Consider the following 17,721-nt stretch of genomic DNA (forward strand, 5'->3'; position numbering starts at 1 on the left):
AACGGGCCTGCGCCTCTGGAAACAGTGACTTGCGCAGAGGAAGACGAAGCGGCAGCGGCGAGTTCAGCACCCTCGCCGCCGCCGCTCGGACCCGCACTGCCTATTCGCTGCGCAGCTCGACGTCGCGCACCGCCTTGATGACCCGCAGGGGGAAACACTTCATGCAGCGGAAGGACACACCCTGGCTCATGTGGTAGCCGTTGCCGCTGAGCAGGCCGGATGGCGCATAGGGCAGACCATCGACCTGGCCAGCGCCGGGCACGCCAAAGCTCGGCCCGCTCCAGCCGACATGGGCCTGGCAGGTCTGGTGTGCGGCGAAGCTGCCGGCCCAGTAGTGGTCGGTGATGCCGTTGGCGGCCGCGAAGGCGGTGAGCTGGGCGCCGTCCAGGCTGTAGTTGGCGACCTCGACGATGTGGCCGCGATGGCACCAGGGCACGGCGTGGGCGTGGGCCGCAGCGGTGAGCGCCAGAATGAGAACGATGGAACGCAGCATGTTCGACTCCTCGGAATGGATGCACGGCCCGCCGCAGGAGCGACGGGGTGCAGCCATGCTCGGCGCCGAGCGCAGACCGATCGAGGAAGAAGCCGGGGCTGCGAGGGGCTGGTCAGGGGTCGATCGGCGGGCGGTGGGCGCGTGGCTGCACGCGCGAGCCAGCGCTCGGGCTTCGAGCGGCGCACCGCGTCACGCGCGGACTTCGGCGGATGCGCTGCGCTTATCCGCCCTACGACGAAGAGTGACGCGATTCCCCCCAACGAAGCCGACCACCGCTGTGCGCGTAGGGCAGATAAGCGAAGCGCATCTGCCAGCTCTTTGTAGATCCAGCCAGGCTTGGGCCGCCGCGGCGGATGCGCTGCGCCCATCCACCCTCGGCGCACATCGGTCTGCCGCTTTGATCAAGGCATCCCATCACTCGCGGATTCCGGTGGGTGCGCTGCGCTTACCCACCCTACGCGCAGATCGGTCTGCCGCTTCGATCAAGGCATCGCGTCGCTCGCGGATTCCGGTGGGTGCGCTGCGCTCATCCACCCAAGGCGTACATCGGTCTGCCGCTTCGTTCAAGGCATCGCGTCACTCGCGGTTGTAGGGCGGATAAGCGCGGCGCATCCGCCGGCAATTCCCGCAGAAGTCGGCCCCGTGGCGAAGCACAGACCCGCTCGCCCCAGGCCTCAGCGCGAAGACAGGGCCCAGCGCACCCAGCGCAGCGCGCCGTCATCAACGGCGGTACGCGCAACGAATGCCGCGCGTGCGCTCTCGGGCACATTGACGATCACCGCCTCCGCGCTGGCGCGGATCAGGGCGGCATCGGTGACGCTGTCGGTGTAGCAGCGCAGATAGCCGCGGCCATGGCCGGCCGCCTCCAGCGCGTCGAGCTTGCGCCGCCCCTGCAGATGGTGGCGCAGGTCCATGCCCCACCGCGTCATCACCACGGTCGAACCCAGCACTGGCGGGCAGCCGCCCGGCAGGTCGGCGAGCAGGTCTTCGACCAGCGGCGGGTATTCACCCGTGGCGATCACCACGCAACGGCCGGCGGCGCGCTCGGCCGCGAGCGCCGACAGGCCCTCGGGAAACAGCCGCGCGCGCATGACCGCGGCGCGATCGCGAAGAAAGTCGGCATGCGAAACCTGTGCGCGCCCCAGCGTCGCAATCAGGAAGCAGGCGCGCACGCCGTGCTGGACCCAGCGCCGGCGCAGGAACAGCGGCGCCCAAAGCGGCAGCAGCAGAACGAACAGACCGAAGCGCGCGGGCGAACGCCGCAGCAGCCAGCGCAGCCATTCATAGCCGAGATCGCCGCGGAACAGGGTGCCGTCGAAGTCGAACACGACCACCGCAGCGGCGGACGCTTCTGCGGGGCCCTTGTCCGCGGCCAGCGCAGGATCAGCCAAACAGCTTTTCGAGCTCGGCGCCCGGATCCTCGGCGCGCATGAAGGTCTCGCCGACCAGGAAGGCGTGCACGCCTTCGGCGCGCAGCATCATCACGTCGTCCTCGGTGCGGATGCCGCTCTCGGTGACCAGCAGGCGATCCTTGGGCACGGCGGGAATCAGGTCCAGCGTGGTGTCCAGCGACACCGCGAAGGTGTGCAGGTTGCGGTTGTTGATGCCGATCAGCGGCGTCGGCAGCTTCAGCGCGCGCTCCAGCTCCTCGCCGTCGTGCACTTCCACCAGCACATCCAGACCCACCTTGGCGCCAAGCTGGCAGAGCTCGCGCAGCTGGCCGTCATCCAGCGCGGCGACGATCAGCAGGATGCAGTCCGCGCCCAGCGCGCGCGACTCGAACACCTGGTAGGGGTCGACGGTGAAGTCCTTGCGCAGCACCGGCAGCGCGCAGGCGGCGCGGGCTTCGCGCAGGTAGTCGTCTGAGCCGTGAAAGAAGTCGACATCGGTCAGCACCGACAGCGCCGCGGCACCGCCGCGCTCATAGCTGCGCGCGATGTCGGCCGGCGAGAAGTCCGGGCGGATCACACCCTTGCTGGGGCTGGCCTTCTTGACCTCGGCAATCACCGCGGCATCGCCGGCCTTGATGTGCTTCAGCAGCGAGGCGTGGAAGCCGCGCGCGGGCTTGGCGGCTTTGGCGGCCTTCTCGACCGCGGCCAGCGGCGTGGCCTCGGCGCGCTCGGAGACTTCGACGCGCTTGCGATCAAGGATGCGGTGCAGGATATCGCCCATGGGGTCTGTGCTCAGGCGTGCGTGACAGGTTGTTCAGTGGGTGCTGCAAACCGTGGGCCGCAGCGGCGGCGCAAGGGTGCCCGCTTGTGCGGCAGGAATCCAGCCTTGCGCGCCGCCGTCGCGCATGCTTTGGCGATGCGCGTGTCAGGCCGGCTGCGCCGCAAGGGCCTGGGTGGTGGTGATGAAGTCCTGCATGCGCTGCTTCGCCGCACCCGAGGCGATCGCCGCGCGCGCAAGCGCGATGCCCTCGGCGATGCTGCCGGCCACATCCGCTGCGTACAGGGCCGCGCCCGCGTTCAGGCAGACGATGTCCTGGGCCACGCCCGGCTGGCCGTCCAGCGCTTCGATCACGCGCGCCATCGACTCGGTCGCATCGGCCACCTGCAGATTGCGCGAGGACGCCATCTGCAGGCCGAAGTCCTCGGGCTCGATCTCGTACTCGCGCACCACGCCATCGCGGAGTTCGCCGACCAGGGTGGCCGCGCCCAGCGAGATCTCGTCCATGCCGTCGCGGCCGTAGACCACCAGCGCATGCCTGGCGCCCAAGCGCTGCAGCACGCGCACCTGGATACCGACCAGATCGGGATGGAACACCCCCATCAGGATGTTCGGCGCGCCTGCCGGATTGGTCAGCGGCCCCAGGATGTTGAAGATCGTGCGCACGCCCATCTCTCGGCGCACGGGGGCGACGTTCTTCATCGCCGGGTGGTGGATCGGCGCGAACATGAAGCCGATGCCGATCTCCTCGATGCAGCGCGCCACCTGCGCCGGCTGCAGGTCGATGCGCGCGCCCAGCGCCTCCAGCACGTCGGCGCTGCCGGACTTCGACGACACGCTGCGGTTGCCGTGCTTGGCGACGCGGCCACCGGCCGCGGCCACGACGAACATGCTGGCGGTGCTGATGTTGAAGCTGTGCGCGCCGTCGCCGCCGGTGCCGACGATGTCGACGAAGTTCGGATACTCGGGCACCTCGACCTTGGCCGAGAGCTCGCGCATCACCACCGCAGCACCGGTGATCTCGCCGATGGTTTCCTTCTTGACGCGCAGGCCGGTGAGGATGGCCGCAGCCATCACCGGCGAGACCTCGCCGCGCATGATCTGCCGCATCAGGTCGATCATCTCGTCGTGGAAGATCTCGCGATGCTCGATGGTGCGCTGGAGCGCGGCCTGCGGGGTGATGCTCAGCGTGCGTGCTGCCTGCATGGTCATGCCTTTCGTCTGCAGCTCAGGCGGCGCGCGCGGCGGGCCGGCCGAGGAAGTTCGCCAGCAGGGCGTGGCCGTGCTGGGTGAGGATGGACTCGGGATGGAACTGCACGCCTTCGATCGGCAGCTCGCGGTGGCGCAGGCCCATGATCTCCTCGACCGAGCCGTCTTCGTTCTCGGTCCAGGCGGTGACTTCGAGGCACTCCGGCAGGCTGGCCTGCTCCACCACCAGCGAGTGGTAGCGCGTGGCCTCGAAGGGCGAAGGCAGGCCGGCGAACACACCCAGTCCGCGGTGGTGCACCGGCGACGTCTTGCCGTGCATGATCCGGCTGGCGCGGATCACCCGGCCGCCAAAGGCCTGGCCGATGCTCTGGTGTCCGAGGCAGACGCCAAGAATCGGAATGCGTGCGCCTAGGCGCTCGATCACTTCGAGCGAGACCCCGGCCTCGTTCGGCGTGCACGGCCCGGGCGAGATCACGATGCGCGCGGGCTGCAGCGCGGCGATGGCATCGACATCGAGCTGGTCGTTGCGGATCACCTGGACCTGCTCGCCCAGCTCGCCGAAGTACTGCACGAGGTTGTAGGTAAAGCTGTCGTAGTTGTCGATCATCAGCAGCATGGGCTGCTCCGTGCATGCGTGGAGGCGTGGGCGGCGAGGTACGCCCGACCGCGCGGGGCGCACAGGATAGCGGCAGCGGGCGCGGGCGCTTGCGACGCTTTCTCCCGCCGCCCGCTGCGCCCGCGCGGCGTGGCCGATCCGATCCGCGCTCAGCGCGCGAACACCGCCTCGATGCGGGCGATGTCGGCTTCGTGCAGGCGCTGGTGCAGCTCGATCGCGCCCAGGTTGTCCGCAAGCTGGGTCGGCTTGGAGGCGCCGAGGATCACGCTCGACACCTGCGGGTTGGCCACACACCACGCGATCGCCAGCTGGGCCGGCGTGGCCTGGAACTCCGCGGCCAGCGCGACGAACTCACGCAGCTGGCGACGACGGCGCTCGGGCTCTTCTTCGAGCGTGCGCGACAGCCATTCGTAGCCGGGCGCGGTGAAGCGGCTGTCGGCGGGTACGCCGTCGAGGTACTTGCCGGTGAGCAGGCCCGAAGCCAGCGGCGACCACACGGTGGTGCCCATGCCGAGCTCGCTGCACAGCGGCGCGTATTCGAGCTCGACGCGCTCGCGGTGCAGCAGGTTGTACTGCGGCTGCTCGACGCTGGGCGCGTGCAGATGCTGCGCGCGGGCGATGCGATGGGCCTCGCGGATCAGCTCGGCCGGCCACTCCGAGGTGCCCCAGTAGAGCACCTTGCCCTGGCGGATCAGCGCGTCCATCGCCAACACGGTTTCATCAACCGGGGTCTCGGGGTCGGGGCGATGGCAGAAGTACAGATCGAGGTAGTCGACATGCAGGCGCTTCAGCGCGGCGTGGCAGGCCTCGGTGACGTGCTTGCGCGACAGGCCCATCTGGGTGGGCCGCGGATTGTCGACGCTGCCCCACAGCACCTTGCTCGACACGCACCAGGCATCGCGCGGCAGACGCAGGTCGGCGATCACGTCGCCCATCAGGCGCTCGGCCTCGCCCTTGGCATAGACCTCGGCGTTGTCGAAGAAATTGATGCCGGCGTCGTAGGCCTGGGCGATCAGGTTGCGCGCCTCGCTGCGCCCGACGCGCCCGCCGAAGGTGACCCAGGCGCCGAAGGACAGCACAGAGAGCTTGAGGCCGGTCGAGCCCATGCGGCGGTAGAGCATGCGGGAAATCCTGCGAGTGGGGCGGCGGCACAGGATAGCGGGCCGGGGTGAAGGCAGCGGGTAAGGCGATGGGTGCGGCGCAGGCGGTCGGATGAACGCCGTATCCAGTCGTGGAGAGAGGATCGACGCGACCGCGCGCGACGACGCGAGGCGCGATCTGCCGTGATGCGATGGGCGTGTTGTTGCGCGATGCGATCAGGATCGGGGCGGCGCAGGCAGGCGCCTCCACACCGGGGACGGATGTGCAGGCCACGGTGGGCCGGGGCCCACCCTATGCCGGCCTTTGCCCTTCGCTCTTCGCTCTTTGCGAATCCCCAATCCCGAATCCCCACAATCCCGAATAAAGAAAGGGCGCCCCCGCAGGGCCGCCCCTTCGCATCGCTGTGCCTCAGGCTCAATGCGTTCGATGGTGCTCGAACATGCGGGTGAGCTTCTGCTTGGCCTGCAGCTTCTCGCGCTTCATCAGACGCAGGGTGTTGGCATCGACCGGCAACACGCCAAGTTCGGCATCCAGGACCTTCTTGTCCAGCTGTCGATGGCGGTGGTAGAGCTGACGGAACTCCGGGTCGGCCTGCATCAGGGTTTCGACTTCGGGCTGCTGACCTTCGAACATCGCGAATCCTCCGGGGTGGTGGACCGGTCGACGTCGACCGCTGCGACCCCGCCAGCGGCAGGGCCGGGCGTGACGCGACGAGTCAGAAAGGGATAAGGGTGCGGACCTCCTGCAGCCCGGCGCGCGCCTGCGCACCGCTTGACGTGAAGAGCTGCAATCCGGGCGCTGCTGCCTGCGGCATGCGTGGACGCTCCGGTGCGGAACCGCCGCACCCGAAACCGACCCTACTCCCCCTTTCCCACCCCTTCAAGGGCGCAAGGCCGCAGATTCAGGTGGCCGGCACGTAGATGAAGTCGGGGGCTTCCTGACCTCACGTCGACGGGGAACTTCGGCGCGTTTGGGCACTCCAGACAGGGTTAGCCAGGCCGCCGGGCTTGCGGCGTACGGGAACGCCGCGAAATCCTGGGCGGCGAGGCGAGCGCCGGCGGATGCGCTGCGCTTATCCGCCCTACGACCGCGGGCGACGCCATGCCGCGAACGCAGCCGCAAGCCTTTGGGCGCCGTAGGGTACATAAGCGCAGCGCATGTACCGGAACCTCGCGAACACATCGGAGCTCGCAGAACCTCGCGACCACAGCGGAGCTCGCAGCAAGACGCTCGCGACCACATCGACGCTGGCTGAAAGCCACCCGGATCCATTCGACCGTGCGGCAAGCCACCGGCGGATGCGCTGCGCTTATCCGCCCTACGACCGCGGGCGACGCCATGCCGCGAACGCAGCCGCAAGCCTTTGGGCGCCGTAGGGTACATAAGCGCAGCGCATGTACCGGAACCTCGCGAACACATCGGAGCTCGCAGAACCTCGCGACCACAGCGGAGCTCGCAGCAAGACGCTCGCGACCACATCGACGCTGGCTGAAAGCCACCCGGATCCATTCGACCGTGCGGCAAGCCACCGGCGGATGCGCTGCGCTTATCCGCCCTACGACCGCGGGCGACGCCATGCCGCGAACGCAGCCGCAAGCCTTTGGGCGCCGTAGGGTACATAAGCGCAGCGCATGTACCGGAATCTCGCGACGGCATCGGAGCTCGCAGAAAGAAGCTCACGACTGCATCTGAGCACGCGGCAATCAGCTCGCGACTACATCGGCGCCCGCAGAACGTAATTCGCCACCACATCGGCGCCGGGGGCCAGCCCGCCCTACGGCTTCTCGACCACCACCTCGACCCGGCGATTGCGGGCGCGGCCTTCGGCGCTGCCGTTGTCGGCGACCGGGCGATCCTTGCCGAGGCCGACCGCGCGCAGGCGGCCGCCGTCCACCCCCTGCTGGATCAGGGCATCGCGCACGGCCTCGGCGCGACGCTGCGACAGCACCTGGTTGAGGTTGGCGCTGCCCTGGCTGTCGGTGTGGCCTTCGATCAGCACGCTGGCGCCGGGATTGGCATTGATCAGGTCGATGATCTTCTGCAGGTTCTCGCGGGCCTCGGCGCGCAGCTGGCTCTGGCCGCTGGCGAAGGCGTCGCCGGAGATCGTCATTACCTGCCCGCGCGCCTCGCTGCGCGCCGTCATGCCCTGCAGCTGCATGCGCAGGCTGTCGGCCGCGGCTGCGGCCAGCTCGGCCTCGCGGCGCGAAAGCTGCGCTTCCAGCGCCTGCGCCTCGGCCAGGCGTCGCGACTGCTCGGCCTGGGCGGCACTGATCTCGCTGTCGAGTCGCGCGGCCTGTGCTTCTTCCAGCGCACGCTGGGTTTCTTCCGCACGCGTCAGGTTCTGCATGCGCAGACGCTCGACCTCGCGCCGGAGCTGCTCGGCATCGCGTCGGCTGGCTTCGAGCAGGATCGCATCGCGCTCGCGCTCCAGCTGCACGAGCTGGTCGGACAGCATTTCGGTTTCGGCCACCGCGCGGGCGATCTCGATGCGCCGCGCAGCGGCGTATTCGGCCTGCGGGCGGTTGCGCCGCGAGGCCTCGGCCACCGCCTGCACGGCCACGCGAGCGAGCTCCATTTCAAGCCGTGCGCGTCCGGCGAGGCTGGGCTCGGCCTCCAGCTCGGCCAGCTCGCCCTGCAGGCGCTGCAGCTCCAGCTCGGGATCGGGGCGCTGGGCCTGCACCGGCAAGGCCAGCGCAAGGCAGAGAAGAACCAGCCAGAAGCGGCTCATCGCAGACCTCCGTCAAGCAGCTCGCGGCGCAGGCGCGCGTTGTCGTCGCTGCGCGCGCTGACTTCGCTGCGCAGGCGGTTGTTTCCGGCGCGGGCTTCGGCCAGACGCGCCTCCAGCTCGGCGCGCACCGCCACCGCCTGCGCGTCACGGCGCTTGCGGCGCGCATCCAGGTCACGGGCCTCGTCCAGCAGCGAGCGCGCCAGCTCCAGCTCGTTGCGGGCGTGCACATCGGCCTGCGCCCGCAGGGCATCGCTCACCGCACGCTCGGCGCGCTGCACTTCGGGCAGCGGCGCCCGGTTGGACTGGGCGTGGAGCGGAGGCACGAGGCTTGCACCGAGAACCAGCGCAAGGAAACAGAAACGTTGACCTGTCATATCATCCGGCGTTCAGAGGGGGCGCCCTGGGGCGCACCCGGGTTGACCTTCGCCTTGAGCGGCGATCCCAGCATCACGCGGCAGCCGAAAGGCCTGAAGCCCAAGGGCTTCGCTCGGCAGCACGCACACCCACACACAAGGGGAGCAGCTTCATGGATATCGGCTACTTTCTCAAGCTGATGACCGAGAAAAACGCGTCCGACATGTTTCTGACCACGGGCGCACCGGTCAACATCAAGGTCGAAGGCAAGCTGTATCCGCTGGGCAATACCGGCCTGCCGGCCGGCATGGTCAAGAAGATCGCCTACTCGCTGATGGACGAAGGCCAGGTGCCGGCCTTCGAGCGCGACCTCGAGCTCAACATGGCGATCGCCGTGAAGGACGCCGGCCGCTTCCGCATCAACGTGTTCAAGCAGCGCGGCGAAGTCGGCATGGTGATCCGCGCGATCAAGAGCGAGATTCCCACCGTCGACCAGCTCAAGCTGCCGCCGGTGCTGAAGGATCTGGTCATGGAAGCGCGCGGCCTGATCCTGGTCGTCGGCTCCACCGGCTCGGGCAAGTCGACCAGCCTCGCGGCGATGATCGACCACCGCAACAGCAGCAGTTCGGGCCACATCCTCACCATCGAAGACCCGATCGAGTTCCTGCACCGCCACAAGAAGTCCATCGTCAACCAGCGTGAGGTCGGCCTCGACACCCACGCCTTCGCCAACGCGCTGAAGAACGCCATGCGTGAAGCGCCGGACGTGATCCTGATCGGCGAAATCCTCGACGCCACCACCATGGAATCGGCGATCGCCTTTGCCGAAACCGGCCACCTGTGCCTGGCGACCCTGCACTCCAACAACGCCGACCAGACGCTCGAGCGCATCCTCAACTTCTTCCCGGAATCCGCGCACAAGAACGTGCTGATGAACCTGGCGCTGAACCTCAAGGCCGTGATCAGCCAGCGCCTGGTCACCGGCGTCGACGGCAAGCGCCTGCCGGCGGTGGAGATCCTGGTCAACACACCGCTGATCCGCGACATGATCCGCCGCGGCCAGGTGCATGAAGTCAAGGAAGCAATGGAGCGATCGCTGCAGGAAGGCATGCAGACCTTCGACCAGGCCCTGTACCGCCTCTACAAGGAAGGCAAGATCGAGCTCGAGGAAGCCCTGCGCAAGGCCGACTCGCGCGACGGACTGTCACTGAAGATCCGCCTGTCCGAAGGCGGCACGGACGAGCACGACCCCTACGAAGACACCTTCCACGCCGCCCCCGCCGCGCGCGCCAGCTCGGACGGCGGCGGCTTGAACTTCAGCTGAGCCCTACCGCTCGCCGCACGGCCCAATCCTGTCGCCCCCGCGAAGGCGGGGGCCCAGCAGGGTCTCGCGCCGCGCCTTCGCTCAACGCGGCGCTACCGCGCCGCTGCCCCGATCCAACGGATTCGGCAAGCTCGTCGCCCCCGCGCAGGCGGGGGCCCAGCAGGGTCTCGCGCAGCGCCTTCGCTCAACGCGGCGCTACCACACCGCTACCCCCGATCCAACGGATTCGACAAGCTCGTCGCCCCCGCGGAGGCGGGGCCCAGCAGGGTCTCGCACAGCGCGTTCGCTCAACGCGGCGCTACCGCGCTGCTACCCCCGATCCAACGGATGCGACAAGCTCGTCGCCCCCGCGAAGGAGGGGCCCAGCAGGGTCTCGCACAGCGCGTTCGCTGAACGCGGCGCTACCGCGCCGCTACCCCCGATCCAACGGATTCGACAAGCTCGTCGCCCCCGCGAAGGCGGGGGCCCAGCAGGGATCTCGCACCACGCCCCCGCTGAACGCGGCGCAAGCACGCCGCTACCCCCGATCCAAGGGACTCCGCACCGCCAGCCCACCCCGATTCAGCACGTGGGTGTAGATCTGCGTGGTACTGACATCGCTGTGCCCCAGCAGCTCCTACACCGTGCGGATGTCGTAGCCGTCCTCGATCAGGTGAGTCGCGAAGCTGTGGCGGAAGGTGTGGCAGCTGGCATGCTTGTCCACGCCTGCACGAACGACAGCCGCACGCACCGCCTTCTGCACCCCGGACTCGTGCAGATGATGCCGGCCGACGTGCCCGCTGCGCGGGTCCTGTGAACGCTGACCGGCGGGGAACACGAACTGCCAGCGCCACTCGGTGGAAGCCATGGGACTCTTGCGGGCAAACGCATTCGGCAACAGCACCCGCCCCTGACCCAGCCCAAGTTCGCGCTCGTGCAACTGACACACTGTTGCCAGATGCAGCTGCAGGGGCTCGAGCATCGGCTGCGCGAGCATGGTGCGCCGGTCCTTGCCACCCTTGCCCTGGCGCACCGTGAGCTCCAAGCGCGTCAGATCCAGATCCAGCACGCGCAGCCGCAGCGCTTCAAGCAGTCGCAGGCCGCTGCCATACAGCAGCCCACACACCAGCCAATGCACGCCCGCCAGCTGCTCCAACACCCGCCGCACCTCGTCGCGGGTCAGCACCTCCGGCACCCGCTCGGGCCGCTTGGCGCGGCGTATGTCGTCCATCCAGGGCAACTCGATGCCAAGCACCTCGCGATACAGGAACAGCAGCGCCGACAAGGCCTGGTTCTGCGTTGACGCCGCCACCTGATGCTTCGAGGCCAGCAGTGTCAGAAACGCCTCGACCTCGGGAGCCCCTATCTCGCGCGGGTGGCGCATGCCGTTGCTGCGAATGAAACGAACGATCCAGCCGCAGTACGCCTCTTCGGTGCGCAGGGCCAACCCCAGCCGGCGGATGCGATCCCGCACCTGATCCATAAGTCGCGGCGCGCCGCTTGCGTGCGCCCCCTGCCGATGCGACGATCCCATCGCCCTGCCTCCAGCCCCATCAAAAGCCGCCAGATTAGGCCGACGTGATAGGCGGAACAGTCGGCGCAAGGCTCTGATTGGCGTAGGAAATTTCTTAGGCCCGCGCGCGCAGCTCCAGATTATGCGGCGGTGTTATCACGACGGTTTCCGTCTAATTGTAGTTAGACCTCTGACATGCATTGCCGCACTTGGTTTGCTACATCGCTGATTATCGGCCTACTGGCATCTTCCGTAGAGGCAAAGTGCGCCCATGCCCCGATTTCTGTAGAAGTCCTGGTAACGGATACTTTTAGCGCACCGATCGCCGGCTCCGTGACAAAGCTTGCGTGGGACTATGAAAGAACTGAGCCGGAGTTCACGCATTCTGTAGCAGACTCCCACGGCAAGTCCTCGCTTAGCATCGTGCCGTCTGGCTACGAGCGCTCGAGCATTTTCCGAGGCGATATCTGCGGCGAACCAAAGGGGCACCCTGTCGTGTGTGCGGACGCACCGGGATACCGGGAAACGTGCAGGTCGCTACCCCGTGACCTAAAGCAATCGGTAACCATCGTGCTAGAGGCAGGTCGCGACGATGAGGCCTAACAAATCATTCAAGCCGACGTGCCTCCGGCACGCGGCTTAACTCAGGCGTTAGGCCAATGAATTTCCCAAGTTACGAATTTGCTTTGATTCTGGCTTTCGGCACCGCATCGCTCTCGCTCGCTGTGGATGACGAGATTCCGGCTCCCGACCAGGCTCAAGACATCACCTATGGCTCACCAGAAGCAGCACTAGAGTCTCTGCGACTCAAAGAAGGTGTGACCATTCGCGAGGAGAACGACTGGTTCGTCGTAACCGATCCTGGTGAGCACACTGTCTGGTCCCTAACTCAACGCACGCATCCCGCTCATCCGACTATTGTGAAGCGCTCGATCGTCACTGATGGTGAAACGTTGAGTATAGACATGCGCGTCAATTGTGGTGCGGAGAAAAGCATCTGCGATATTGTAATTCGGCAATTCCAGGCGGGTGACGACGCTGCAACAGGGTCACTTCGTGAGTAGCTAAATAAAGAATTTGTCACGGCCGCTCGGCGCGCCGGTGCGGCCTAACTAATCATTCAAGCCGACGCCTTCGGCGCGGCTTAACTCAGGCGTTAGACCGATGGGACGAATTGTTGCTTTCGCCGTACTTTTCCTGAGCGCCTGCAACGCCATCGGTGCCGAGTGCGCCAAGTACGAGCCCGCGTCGACCAACCTTGTTGGCAAGCTTGTTCTTCGCGACTACCCGGGCCCTCCAAACTATGAAAATGTGGATGCTGGAGATCGATTGGAGCGGCAATGGATTCTCCTTCTGCGCTCTCCTCTCTGCGTCGATGGCGATTCTTCGTCCGACCTGAATTCGGACAGTGTTGAGGGAGTGACAGAAGTTCAGTTAGTTCAATTGACGGAGTCACCTTCGCTAAAGCCGCTACAAGGCCGAATGATTAACGTTTCCGGAGAGCTCTTCTCAGCTCAAACTGGCCACCACCGAACACCCGTTCTTTTGATCGTCCGGCAGGCACGGTCTAACTAATCATTCAAGCCGACGCCTTCGGCGCGGCTTAACTTAGGCGTTAGGCCGCATGGCAATTACCGCGCAAGAGTGCGAATCGATCATCGATGCCATGAGCGATGGCGAGCTGTCGACGTTCCTCGCATTTCTTGGGCACGAGCTCACGATTGTTGCCAGGTCCGCGTACGAGTTCCAAGGTCCTGGCGTAACTGACCCGCGGCTACTCCGCGATCTCAATGAAATACAACATCGAGTCTTTGGCCAGTTGATGGCGCTTAACGGACTGAGACGCTCCAAGTACATGCCAGCAGCGTCTCTAGTATCTTGGCTGCTTGGGGAGGACAGATCCGCTAGATTGCGGTTCGAGGTAGAACACGCGTTCGGTCGGGCGCTCAAGCATTCTCGAGCTGCGGCCTAACTAATCATTCAAGCCGACGCCTTCGGCGCGGCTTAACTCAGGCGTTAGGCCGCAATGACGGATCTCGGAGTAGTCAAGAAGTCGTTGATCTTCGTGGAGGTCGCCCTCTGCTGGGCCCTCGGGATTCTGGCAGCATTAGGCCTTGTTCTCGCATACGTCGGGCACGCCGACGGATCTAGTATTGGGTGGTACGGCTATGTTGTCGCTGTCACCTTTGCTGCCTCTGCTGGCCTCTTCTACTATGCAGCTGGCCATCTAGAGCGCACATCACTGGTCAGTCCCGTTCCGCACCTCGCTCCACTGGCTCTGCTGCTGCTCGTATTTGCGTCGGGCCGTTTTGCGGCCTAACTAATCATTCAAGCCGACGCCTTCGGCGCGGCTTAACTCAGGCGTTAGGCCTCATTGCGATGTCCAACCGGATTCCGAAGATCGCGCTGCTAATGTTCTTGCTTGCCGCTGCATATCTGGCGGTCCTTGTGCTGCTTGGCCAAGAGCGCGCTATGGACTGGGGACTCAGCCAAGATGAGATGTACCCTCACGAGATGGCTATTTCCCTTGCTGCAGGTGGTGGCGCCATCGCAACCTGGTTCCTTGGTATGTATCGCGCATACCTGGCAGGCAGCTGGCGATGGTTCGTGGCCTGCCTGTTTCTGTGGCCCGTCGCGTTCGTGTACACCCTGTTCTTCAACACGGGCCGTGAGGCCTAACTAATCATTCAAGCCGACGCCTTCGGCGCGGCTTAACTCAGGCGTTAGACCGATGGGACGAATTGTTGCTTTCGCCGTACTTTTCCTGAGCGCCTGCAACGCCATCGGTGCCGAGTGCGCCAAGTACGAGCCCGCGTCGACCAACCTTGTTGGCAAGCTTGTTCTTCGCGACTACCCGGGCCCTCCAAACTATGAAAATGTGGATGCTGGAGATCGATTGGAGCGGCAATGGATTCTCCTTCTGCGCTCTCCTCTCTGCGTCGATGGCGATTCTTCGTCCGACCTGAATTCGGACAGTGTTGAGGGAGTGACAGAAGTTCAGTTAGTTCAATTGACGGAGTCACCTTCGCTAAAGCCGCTACAAGGCCGAATGATTAACGTTTCCGGAGAGCTCTTCTCAGCTCAAACTGGCCACCACCGAACACCCGTTCTTTTGATCGTCCGGCAGGCACGGTCTAACTAATCATTCAAGCCGACGCCTTCGGCGCGGCTTAACTTAGGCGTTAGGCCGCTGAGGAGAGATCATGCAGGCCATTCTTCTCGCACTAGCTCTGGCAACTCAGGCGCCAGCCACATCGGACAGTGACGTGACTGTGCCGGCGAGGTTTGTGGGCAATTGGGCTGGGGGTCCGGCGTTCTGCGGTTCTGATGCAGATGATCTGGTGCTTCGCTTAACCTCGCGCCACATTTCCTACTGGGAGAGTGCTGGCGCAATCAGAGCAGCTGTTGTACGGGGCGATGAGATCGCTTTGATCGCAGAGCTCTCAGGAGAGGGCAAAACTTGGCTTAGCGCGATCAAGTTCGAGCTTTCGCCCGATGGGCGAATGCTGATTGACAGGGTCAGCGTCCCAGGCAAAGAGGTCGTTAGGTATCGCTGCTAAGGATCAATCGGTGCACGGCCTAACAATTCATTCAAGCCGAACCCGCTTCGCGGGTCGGCTTAATTCAGGCGTTAGCCGTCACAGGGAGATTTCGGCGTGTTTCGACTTATCCTTATCGCGCTTCTGGTTTGCTCAACACATTCCGCCAATGCAAGCGCCGTTCGACTGGAGTCGACGAGCGTTGAGTTCATCGCTCCCAAAGGTTTCACAGAGCTGTCCCTTGAGGAGATTCAGGCCAAGTTCCCGTCAAGGACTGGCCCTGGCTCAGCAGTTGGCAATGAAAGGCGAACGACGACAATTGCCTATGGCATTAGGGATGTGGCTGTCACAGACGCCATTCTGGAGGAGCAGCTCAAGCAGATCAGCACAGCCTCGTCTCGTGCAGTTCCGGGGTTCAGCCTCATTGAGCAGGGCATGAGAACCATCAACGACCGCAATTGGGCGTACATGGAGTTCCGTTCAACGGCCATGGACACCGATATTCGCAACATCCTTCTCATGTCGGCCTACGAAGGCCGAATGATCGTCATTAACTTTAATTCGGCGGAGTCGGACTTCAAGAAGCTGGAGCCGCAGCTTCGCGAGAGCATCGCCTCGCTCGGCTCGCCCGAGTGACGGCCAACATTTCGCTCAAGCGGACCAATCAATCGATTTGCGATTGATGTGGCCGCTTAGCTCAGGCGTTAGGCGCCCGTGGAAACATCCTCGTTTACCGTCGAGTTTCATCCGCATCTTGGCGAGCGTGACTGGTACACCTTCATGCTGGCCGTTGGCACCGCAGGCGCTACGAGCCGCTGGCTTTCGTCGCACTGTGTTGAGCTGACCTGCATCAACCGTAGCCGGCTCCAGCACGTGGGGTACATTATTTACCGCGTCGCCGTACCCGCCTTGGGCAAAGTCGTCGGCGTCGCGGGTGAGGCGCAACTCACGGCCGGTTCGTATGCCCGTAGCGCCTAACAGTTCGTCCAAGCCGACGCCGCTTCGCGGCGCGGCTTAACTCAGGTGTTAGGCGGCTGCTGTCGTGGTTCCGCGCAAGCGTCTGCTTCGGGCGCTTCACAGCGGCGTTCAGAAAGCTTCGGCCGGTCCTCCGCCTTGCGCGGTCAGGGCAGAGCGCGTGAGCCGGCAAGCCGGTAACGTTTGGGTTTCGTAGGGCAGGTGGTGTTGTGTCTGGTAAGCGGCATTGCAGAACAGCTGAATATATTCCATCACAGAGGAGAGATTCTATGGTAAACCGCACATTCGGCTCCTGGCTTGGTCCCGCTCTTGGCGTCACAGGCATTGCAGTTGGTTTTGCTGCGAGCGACGCCGTTCATACGGGGGAGCACTTTGGGTTATTGGTTGGCTCGCTTTGCGCCGTGTGGGGCTTCGCATTTATGCGCCGCTTCAAGCGAGCCGCCTAACGATTCGTTCAAGCCGACGCCACTTCGTTCCGGCGTTGCAATGGCAGGTGGAGCTTGCCATTGCAACGCCTGCACTACGCGGCGCGGCTTAACTCAGGTGTTGAGCGGCAATGGCAACATCCTCGCAAGTTGGCCGATGGCACTTTCGCTTCGATCGCGAGCTTACTGCTGCTCTCTACAGGGCGGCATCGCCGATCGATTGCAGCTGCGACGACTGCGTGAACTTTCGCGCAGCGAGGGAGCGCGCGTACTCGCCCCAGTTTTTACAGCTCCTCGAACTGCTCGGCGTCGACCCGTTAAAGCCGGCCGAGCTTTGCCACTACGGCACCAGTGGCGAGCCCATGCCAACTCAAGGCTGGTTCCACTTCGTCGGCCATCTCGACGACGGCGAGGATGCGTGGCGCCAGGTGGGCGACGCCTCCTACACGCTCGATCCGGAGCCTTTTCCCGGCATGAAGAGCATCGGCTTTACGTCGCGGCTCGCTGAGGTCCGCGATTCATTTGCAGGTCACGCGCTGGTTCAAATCGAGTTCGAGACTGTTGTTCCTTGGGTCACCGCAGCACCACCATCATAGGCCGTCGGTTGCCGCCTAACCAATCGTGTATGGAGTCCCCCGTCAACCGCTGACAAGTCGGCCGTTCCTTCTTTCCAGCTGACCCGCTCTTCTTGCGCCTGAGCAATCGACTGCATTCGTGTATTCGGCTTTGTCGAGCGCGGTGGCTCTAGCCATAATGGAATCCGCGAAGCAGGGCCATTCGTTCAAGCGTCGATCGCTTTTCCAGTACCGTGGGCTGACGCGTGTCTGGGCAGGCGCTCGCCGTGCGTCCAATCGAGTAGAAGTGAAGACCTCTGCATGAACACGCCGCGATGGGTGGCCTGAGCACGGACACATCCAACGGCTGGGATGCCGTGGCCGAGAGGTTCCTCGCGGTCCGCTCGAGCGCGGGTGCTTCCGTCGTGAGTGCTTGGGCGAAGGCGCTGCCCGCTGGCGGCGACGTGCTCGACCTCGGCTGCGGCTCGGGTGAGCCGATTGCGGCAGCGCTGGACTCTGCGGGTTGCCATGTCTACGGCGTCGATGCCTCACCGCGCCTGGTGGCGGCGTTCGCCCGCCGCCTTCCGCGGCATCGCGTGGTCTGCGAGACGGTGGAAGCCTCGTCGCTCTTCGGCATGCGCTTCGATGCGGCGGTCGCCGTCGGCCTGCTGTTCCTGCTGCCGCCACGTAAGCGTCCGGCTGTCTCACCTTCCAACCTGACCCGATCTTCCTGACCGTCGCC

Annotated in this window: 16 protein-coding genes and 1 pseudogene; 7 read left to right on the forward strand and 10 right to left on the reverse strand. The window is 65.0% G+C overall.

Going from position 1 to position 17,721, the window contains the following annotated elements:
• Positions 1-100: 100 nt before the first annotated feature.
• From Q0654_RS21920 to Q0654_RS21960, 9 genes are all read right to left on the reverse strand, one after another.
• Complete coding sequence (locus tag Q0654_RS21920) at positions 101-493, reverse strand: hypothetical protein (protein WP_298857441.1); 393 nt, start codon at positions 491-493, stop codon at positions 101-103.
• Positions 494-1,167: 674 nt separating this feature from the next.
• Complete coding sequence (locus tag Q0654_RS21925; RefSeq protein WP_298857443.1) at positions 1,168-1,884, reverse strand: HAD family hydrolase; 717 nt, start codon at positions 1,882-1,884, stop codon at positions 1,168-1,170.
• A complete protein-coding gene (trpC, locus tag Q0654_RS21930; RefSeq protein ID WP_298857446.1) occupies positions 1,877-2,665 on the reverse strand; it encodes an indole-3-glycerol phosphate synthase TrpC in 789 nt (262 codons plus the stop codon). Before trpC ends, Q0654_RS21925 begins: the two co-directional genes overlap by 8 nt.
• 144 nt (positions 2,666-2,809) lie before the next feature.
• Complete coding sequence (gene trpD / locus Q0654_RS21935; protein WP_298857447.1) at positions 2,810-3,874, reverse strand: anthranilate phosphoribosyltransferase; 1,065 nt, start codon at positions 3,872-3,874, stop codon at positions 2,810-2,812.
• 16 nt (positions 3,875-3,890) lie between these two features.
• Positions 3,891-4,487: an aminodeoxychorismate/anthranilate synthase component II gene (locus tag Q0654_RS21940; protein ID WP_298857449.1), complete on the reverse strand. Its 597-nt coding sequence runs from the start codon at positions 4,485-4,487 to the stop codon at positions 3,891-3,893.
• 149 nt (positions 4,488-4,636) lie between these two features.
• Positions 4,637-5,608: an aldo/keto reductase gene (locus Q0654_RS21945; protein WP_298857451.1), complete on the reverse strand. Its 972-nt coding sequence runs from the start codon at positions 5,606-5,608 to the stop codon at positions 4,637-4,639.
• Positions 5,609-6,002: 394 nt separating this feature from the next.
• Positions 6,003-6,221, reverse strand: a complete 219-nt coding sequence (locus Q0654_RS21950) for a YdcH family protein (protein WP_298857453.1) — start codon at positions 6,219-6,221, stop codon at positions 6,003-6,005.
• A 1,141-nt stretch (positions 6,222-7,362) separates the two neighbouring features.
• A complete protein-coding gene (locus Q0654_RS21955) occupies positions 7,363-8,316 on the reverse strand; it encodes an OmpA family protein (protein WP_298857455.1) in 954 nt (317 codons plus the stop codon).
• Entirely contained in the window at positions 8,313-8,639 is a 327-nt protein-coding gene (locus tag Q0654_RS21960; protein ID WP_298857457.1) for a DUF4398 domain-containing protein, read from the reverse strand. The genes Q0654_RS21955 and Q0654_RS21960 overlap by 4 nt, the downstream gene beginning before the upstream one ends.
• 203 nt (positions 8,640-8,842) lie before the next feature.
• Between Q0654_RS21960 and Q0654_RS21965 the strand changes: the two genes are divergently transcribed.
• Positions 8,843-9,994: a PilT/PilU family type 4a pilus ATPase gene (locus tag Q0654_RS21965; RefSeq protein WP_298857459.1), complete on the forward strand. Its 1,152-nt coding sequence runs from the start codon at positions 8,843-8,845 to the stop codon at positions 9,992-9,994.
• Between the two features lie 517 nt (positions 9,995-10,511).
• On the opposite strand, the pseudogene Q0654_RS21970 reads toward Q0654_RS21965, so the two are convergent.
• Positions 10,512-11,507: pseudogene (locus tag Q0654_RS21970) on the reverse strand (integron integrase).
• 638 nt (positions 11,508-12,145) lie between these two features.
• Between Q0654_RS21970 and Q0654_RS21975 the strand changes: the two are divergent.
• From Q0654_RS21975 to Q0654_RS22000, 6 genes are all read left to right on the forward strand, one after another.
• Entirely contained in the window at positions 12,146-12,550 is a 405-nt protein-coding gene (locus tag Q0654_RS21975; RefSeq protein WP_298857461.1) for a hypothetical protein, read from the forward strand.
• A 1,315-nt stretch (positions 12,551-13,865) separates the two neighbouring features.
• Positions 13,866-14,165 (forward strand): hypothetical protein, encoded by a 300-nt coding sequence (locus Q0654_RS21980; RefSeq protein WP_298857463.1) that lies wholly within the window; start codon positions 13,866-13,868, stop codon positions 14,163-14,165.
• Positions 14,166-15,142: 977 nt separating this feature from the next.
• Positions 15,143-15,661, forward strand: coding sequence for a hypothetical protein (locus Q0654_RS21985; RefSeq protein ID WP_298857465.1), 519 nt, complete (start codon positions 15,143-15,145; stop codon positions 15,659-15,661).
• Between the two features lie 78 nt (positions 15,662-15,739).
• Entirely contained in the window at positions 15,740-16,003 is a 264-nt protein-coding gene (locus Q0654_RS21990; RefSeq protein WP_298857467.1) for a hypothetical protein, read from the forward strand.
• 553 nt (positions 16,004-16,556) lie between these two features.
• Positions 16,557-17,021: a hypothetical protein gene (locus tag Q0654_RS21995; RefSeq protein ID WP_298857470.1), complete on the forward strand. Its 465-nt coding sequence runs from the start codon at positions 16,557-16,559 to the stop codon at positions 17,019-17,021.
• Positions 17,022-17,314: 293 nt separating this feature from the next.
• Positions 17,315-17,713, forward strand: coding sequence for a class I SAM-dependent methyltransferase (locus Q0654_RS22000; RefSeq protein ID WP_298857472.1), 399 nt, complete (start codon positions 17,315-17,317; stop codon positions 17,711-17,713).
• Positions 17,714-17,721: the final 8 nt, after the last annotated feature.

Origin of the sequence: uncultured Aquimonas sp. (assembly GCF_937888285.1) — a bacterium.
Taxonomy (GTDB): domain Bacteria; phylum Pseudomonadota; class Gammaproteobacteria; order Xanthomonadales; family Xanthomonadaceae; genus Aquimonas.

Excerpts from the sequence above, each read along its gene's own strand:
- Q0654_RS21965 (WP_298857459.1), top strand. The coding sequence starts at position 8,843 with ATGGATATCGGCTACTTTCTCAAGCTGATGACCGAGAAAAACGCGTCC.
- trpC (WP_298857446.1), bottom strand. The coding sequence starts at position 2,665 with ATGGGCGATATCCTGCACCGCATCCTTGATCGCAAGCGCGTCGAAGTC.
- trpD (WP_298857447.1), bottom strand. The coding sequence starts at position 3,874 with ATGACCATGCAGGCAGCACGCACGCTGAGCATCACCCCGCAGGCCGCG.
- Q0654_RS21955 (WP_298857455.1), bottom strand. The coding sequence starts at position 8,316 with ATGAGCCGCTTCTGGCTGGTTCTTCTCTGCCTTGCGCTGGCCTTGCCG.
- Q0654_RS21940 (WP_298857449.1), bottom strand. The coding sequence starts at position 4,487 with ATGCTGCTGATGATCGACAACTACGACAGCTTTACCTACAACCTCGTG.
- Q0654_RS21980 (WP_298857463.1), top strand. The coding sequence starts at position 13,866 with ATGTCCAACCGGATTCCGAAGATCGCGCTGCTAATGTTCTTGCTTGCC.
- Q0654_RS21995 (WP_298857470.1), top strand. The coding sequence starts at position 16,557 with ATGGCAACATCCTCGCAAGTTGGCCGATGGCACTTTCGCTTCGATCGC.
- Q0654_RS22000 (WP_298857472.1), top strand. The coding sequence starts at position 17,315 with ATGGGTGGCCTGAGCACGGACACATCCAACGGCTGGGATGCCGTGGCC.
- Q0654_RS21945 (WP_298857451.1), bottom strand. The coding sequence starts at position 5,608 with ATGCTCTACCGCCGCATGGGCTCGACCGGCCTCAAGCTCTCTGTGCTG.
- Q0654_RS21975 (WP_298857461.1), top strand. The coding sequence starts at position 12,146 with ATGAATTTCCCAAGTTACGAATTTGCTTTGATTCTGGCTTTCGGCACC.
- Q0654_RS21920 (WP_298857441.1), bottom strand. The coding sequence starts at position 493 with ATGCTGCGTTCCATCGTTCTCATTCTGGCGCTCACCGCTGCGGCCCAC.
- Q0654_RS21950 (WP_298857453.1), bottom strand. The coding sequence starts at position 6,221 with ATGTTCGAAGGTCAGCAGCCCGAAGTCGAAACCCTGATGCAGGCCGAC.